Annotated in this window: 3 protein-coding genes and 1 pseudogene; 3 read left to right on the forward strand and 1 reads right to left on the reverse strand. The window is 61.1% G+C overall.

Annotation, left to right across the window (positions count from 1 at the left end; all coding sequences use genetic code 11):
• The coding region (gene sdhC, locus ACTHL0_RS18620; protein WP_440568310.1) for a succinate dehydrogenase, cytochrome b556 subunit at positions 1 to 371 on the reverse strand (371 nt) is incomplete at its 3' end.
• Positions 372 to 599: 228 nt separating this feature from the next.
• On the opposite strand from sdhC, the gene ACTHL0_RS18625 reads away from it, so the two are divergent.
• The 3 genes and pseudogenes from ACTHL0_RS18625 (at position 600) to dbpA (ending at position 4,508) form a co-directional block, all read left to right on the forward strand.
• Positions 600 to 1,499, forward strand: a complete 900-nt coding sequence (locus tag ACTHL0_RS18625; protein WP_440568311.1) for a LysR family transcriptional regulator — start codon at positions 600 to 602, stop codon at positions 1,497 to 1,499.
• A 304-nt stretch (positions 1,500 to 1,803) separates the two neighbouring features.
• Positions 1,804 to 2,961 (forward strand): annotated as a pseudogene (locus ACTHL0_RS18630) (cysteine desulfurase family protein); the annotation flags it as partial.
• A 143-nt stretch (positions 2,962 to 3,104) separates the two neighbouring features.
• Positions 3,105 to 4,508 carry an ATP-dependent RNA helicase DbpA gene (gene dbpA / locus ACTHL0_RS18635; protein ID WP_440568312.1) on the forward strand — a complete coding sequence of 468 codons (1,404 nt, stop codon included), beginning with the start codon at positions 3,105 to 3,107 and terminating at the stop codon, positions 4,506 to 4,508.
• Positions 4,509 to 4,849: the final 341 nt, after the last annotated feature.

Genomic DNA, 4,849 nt, shown 5'->3' on the forward strand with positions numbered 1-4,849 from the left:
ACGACGAAGACGACGACCGACGTACGCTTGCCGTTCTCCTTCGTTACTGCGTCGTGGTTCGTGTCCATCACGAGATGGCGGATACCGGCGCAGAAATGAAAGAGAAAGGCCCACGCCAGCACAAGCGCGATGAGCTTGACGACGATGTTGGAGAGAAACAGCTTGAACGTTTCGAAGCTGATTTCCGAAGTGAGGCTTTGATCGAAGAGGTACAGCAGGAAGGGCAGCGAAACGAAGAGCAGCGCGCCGCTGACCCGGTGCAGGATCGATACCTTCGCCGCCAACGGCAGGCGATAGGACATCGTAATGTCGCCAATCCCGATGTTCCGGAACTCCGGCCTCGGTCTCTGCTTTTCTATAGGTCCTGCCATGTCATACCCCTTTGTCGTATCGAGTCCGATCTTGCTACGGCCGCCGCACACAAGGCCGCCGTATGCAACGGGCGGACTGAACCAAGCCGAACGCGGCGAGGGGATGAGGGGCGCGTAGTAAGCGCGGCGTAATGCCACGCCAAGAATTTTGCGCATATTGTCTTCCCGCGCTGATATGCTGTCCAATATCTATCGTGTATTCCAGAAATACTTTTTACAGATATCGGTATGGAGCTACGGCATATTCGCTACTTCCTCGCGGTCGCCGAGGAACGCAACGTCACGCGGGCCGCGGAGAAGCTGGGCATCGGCCAGCCGCCGTTGAGCGCGCAAATTCACGCACTGGAAGCCGAGTTGAACGTACGGCTGTTTCGGCGGACAGGGCACGGGGTGGTGCTCACCGAAGCCGGTGAAGTTTTCCTCGTCGACGCGCGCCGGCTCCTGGAGAGCGCGGGTCTTGCCATTGCCAATGCGCAGAGCGCGGGGCGGGGTGAGACGGGCCAACTGAATATCGGCTTCACCGGGTCTGCGGCTTTCAACCCGGTCGTGCCGAGGATGATTCGGCAATTCCGCCAGTCTTATCCCGGCGTGACCCTGACGCTGTCGGAAGGCAACACGGCCGAACTGCTGGACGATCTCAAATCGGGCCGCGTCGACGTGGCTTTCGTGCGGCTGGGCGCACAGTCGCCGGCGGGGATGACCTTCCATCACATCGCGGCCGAACGCATGCGGTTGGTGCTGCCGGTCACGCATCGGTTGGCCCGCAAGCAGCGCATCAAACTCGAGATGCTCGCCGGCGAACCGTTCGTGCTGCTGCCTCGCGACGTGAGCCCGACGCTGCACGATGTGATCGTGGGGGCCTGCCGCAACGCTGGTTTCGAGCCGGTACTGGGCCAGCAGGCACCGCAATTGTCCTCTGTCGTGAATTTCGTCGCTGCGGAGTTCGGCGTATCGCTTGTGCCGGCGTCGGTCTGTCAGATCCAGGTCGAAGGCGTGGTGTATGCGGACGTTGCCGGTGCGAATATCACGATCCGGCTCGCGCTGGCGTCGCAGGCTCAACCCAAGACATCGAAAGTGGAAAATTTTCTTGAGATCGCACGGCAGTTGACGGCGCCCATGGAGAGCTGATGGCGATTCTCGAGCCGGCACTAGAAAATTTTTCTATGAATCTCGCGATTTTCGTCATTATTTGGAAGCAATTTTCGCGATCGCACCACTAACATTGCAGTCACCTACTCACGGTGTCTGCAGCCACGCGGGCTGCCTCGTAGGGCCCGCTGGACGCACTCGCGAGCGACGCAAGGGCGAACGCGGTTCGCTGCTTGAGCGTGAAGGACAGCGGCGCTCTTTCCTAATTCCTGGTTAAAAGTTCTTCTGTGAGCTTCCATCGTTTTTCGAAACGGTGTGCGATCCGAAGGTTTTGGCGATGATCATGAGCGAACGTACCAAATTGCATTATTTCGACTATGCGGCGACGACGCCTGTCGATCCGAAGGTCATTCAGGCGATGTCCGAATGCTTGGGCATCGATGGGGTATTCGGCAATCCCGCTTCGAGCTCGCATGCGGCGGGTGCGGCTGCGCGAGGGCGAGTGGAACTCGCACGACGGCAGGTTGCCGATCTGATCGGCGCGCAGGCGCAGGAAATCGTCTGGACGTCCGGTGCGACGGAATCGAACAATCTGGCACTGAAGGGCTATGCCGATAGCGCCACGGCAAAGCGCCACCTGGTGACGAGCCGGCTTGAACACAAGGCAATCCTCGATACGATGGCCAGCCTCGAGAAGCGCGACATGCCGGTCACTTACATTTGCCCGACGGCGAGCGGCGAAATCACGGCCGATGCGGTCGCGGCGGCGATCGGTCCGCAAACCGGACTGGTGTCGCTGATGCTCGTCAACAACGAACTCGGCACGCTCACGGATATCGCCGCGATTGCACCGATCGTGCACGCGGCCGGCGCGCTGTTGCACGTCGACGCCGCACAGGCGCTCGGCAAGACGCCGATCGACGTAAAAGCGCTCGGCATCGATTTGATGTCGATGTCCGCGCATAAGGTGTACGGGCCGAAAGGCATCGGGGCGTTGTATGTGAGCCGCGAGGCGGCGGACCGGATCGCACCGCAGATGCACGGCGGCGGTCATGAGTTCGGGCTCCGCTCAGGCACACTCGCGACGCATCAGATCGCCGGCATGGGATCGGCATGCGAATTGGCCGCCACCATGATGGGCAATGACAGCGAGCGGATTGCGAAACTCAGTGCACGGTTTCTCGATGCGGTGCTCGCGCTCGACGGTGTCACGCACAATGCGAGTACGGCACGCCGCATTCCTCATACGTTGAGCCTGACTGTCGGCTTACCCGGTTTCTTTACCTTCATGCTCGGCGGTGACCTTGCCGTCTCGTCCACTTCGGCCTGCAACTCGGCGGCCGGCACGCCTTCGCATGTCTTGACCGCGATCGGGCTCGACGAAGATTCGGCGAGCCGCACCGTTCGCCTGAGCCTTGGCCGATATACCACGCAAGAAGACGTCGATTACGCGATTTCGTGCTTTCAGCGAACGGTGAACGCCTGTCGCCCGCTGGTGGCGGGTTAATCGTCGCGATGGGTGGATATTTCGGGCGCGAGTGATCGCTTCGCGCTCGAAAAAGTTGCTCAGCCCGGCGTTGTTGTTCATGATGCGCGGATGTTCATCGATCGTGAACATGCAGGATTGACGAACGACGCCCTCTCATGACAAACACACCCACCGCCACCTCCTTCAGCGAGCTCGCACTCGCGCCCACCGTACTCGAGAACCTTGCTCGGCTCGGCTATGTCTCCATGACGCCGATCCAAGCGGCGAGCTTGCCGATTGCGCTGGCCGGGCAGGATTTGATCGCTCAGGCGAAGACGGGAAGCGGCAAGACGGCCGCCTTCTCGCTCGCGTTGCTCGCACGGCTCGACGCGCGCCGTTTCGATGTGCAAGCGATGGTCCTCTGCCCAACGCGGGAGCTTGCCGATCAGGTCACGCAGGAAATCCGCCGCCTCGCACGCGCCGAAGAGAATATCAAGGTGCTGACACTATGCGGTGGCACGCCGATGGCACCCCAGGTTTCGAGCCTCGAACATGGCGCGCATATCGTCGTCGGCACGCCGGGGCGCATCATGGATCATCTCGAGCGCGGCAGCCTTGCCCTCGAGGCATTGAGCACGCTCGTGCTCGACGAAGCCGATCGCATGCTCGATATGGGTTTTTACGACGATATCGCGAAAGTGGCGAGCCAATGCCCGAAGGAACGGCAAACGTTGCTGTTTTCGGCGACCTATCCCGACGGCATCGCCAAGCTGAGCCAGCGGTTTTTACGCAACCCGAAAGAAGTGCGGCTCGAAGAGCACCACGACGACAGTAAGATCCGCCAGCGCTTCTATGAGGTGACGGACGACGAGCGGCTGCATGCCGTAGGGATGTTGCTCAATCACTATCGCCCGGTGAGCACGCTTGCCTTCTGCAATACCAAACAGCAATGCCGCGACTTGCTCGATGTGTTGCGTGCGCAGGGTTTTCATGCGCTGGCGTTGCATGGCGAACTCGATCAGCGCGAACGCGATCAGGTGCTGATCCAATTCGCGAACCGCAGCTGTTCGGTGCTCGTGGCCACTGACGTTGCCGCGCGCGGGCTGGACGTTGCCCAACTCGAAGCGGTCATCAACGTTGATGTAACGCCCGATCCCCAGGTGCATGTGCATCGGATCGGCCGCACGGGCCGTGCGGACCAGGAAGGTTGGGCGCTAACTCTCGCGAGCATGGATGAGATGGGGCGGGTGGGCGGCATCGAACAGGCGCAAAAGCGCGACGTCGAATGGCATGCGCTCGCCGAACTCAAGGACAGCGGCGATGCCCCGTTGTTGCCGCCGATGGAAACCATACAGATCCTCGGCGGCCGCAAGGAAAAGATTCGCCCTGGCGATGTGCTGGGCGCGCTGACAGGCGAAGCAGGCTTTAACGGCGCTCAGATCGGCAAGATCAATGTGACCGACTATTCGACGTATGTCGCGGTGGAGCGGAGCATCGCCCGCGATGCACTGCGTAAGCTCAATGCGGGCAAGGTCAAAGGTAAGAAGGTGAAGGCCCGTTTGATGGACGAAGGGTATTGATCGGCGCCTCGGATGGCGGACGAGGCATCCCTCCGGGGCAAATCAGTGCGCCGGAACGGGTCGTCGTCTTGCGCACCGTCCACGAATTTGGAAGGGGAACGAATCCCCCGACTGAGCCGCAAACGAGAAGCGTAAAGATCGTGACGCTGGCCCGCCGCCGACGGCCGACGCTGTTTCAGCATGATCCAACGGCCCGCGAATGCGACTGAGCCCGCCCCGCGCGTTACGCGGGATCCGGCATCCCGGCCGCCTGCCGCGCGAGCCATGTGCAAAATCGATCCGCTTTGATGCTGCGCTGCGCGCGCCGCTTCAGGACGTACCGCTTGCCGCTTCGACGAAAA

Source organism: Trinickia sp., assembly GCF_051961175.1.
In the GTDB taxonomy this organism is placed as follows: domain Bacteria; phylum Pseudomonadota; class Gammaproteobacteria; order Burkholderiales; family Burkholderiaceae; genus Trinickia.

What these genes read in the sequence shown, in the direction of transcription:
- ACTHL0_RS18625 (WP_440568311.1), top strand. Translation starts at nt 600, where the DNA reads ATGGAGCTACGGCATATTCGCTACTTCCTCGCGGTCGCCGAGGAACGC.
- dbpA (WP_440568312.1), top strand. Translation starts at nt 3,105, where the DNA reads ATGACAAACACACCCACCGCCACCTCCTTCAGCGAGCTCGCACTCGCG.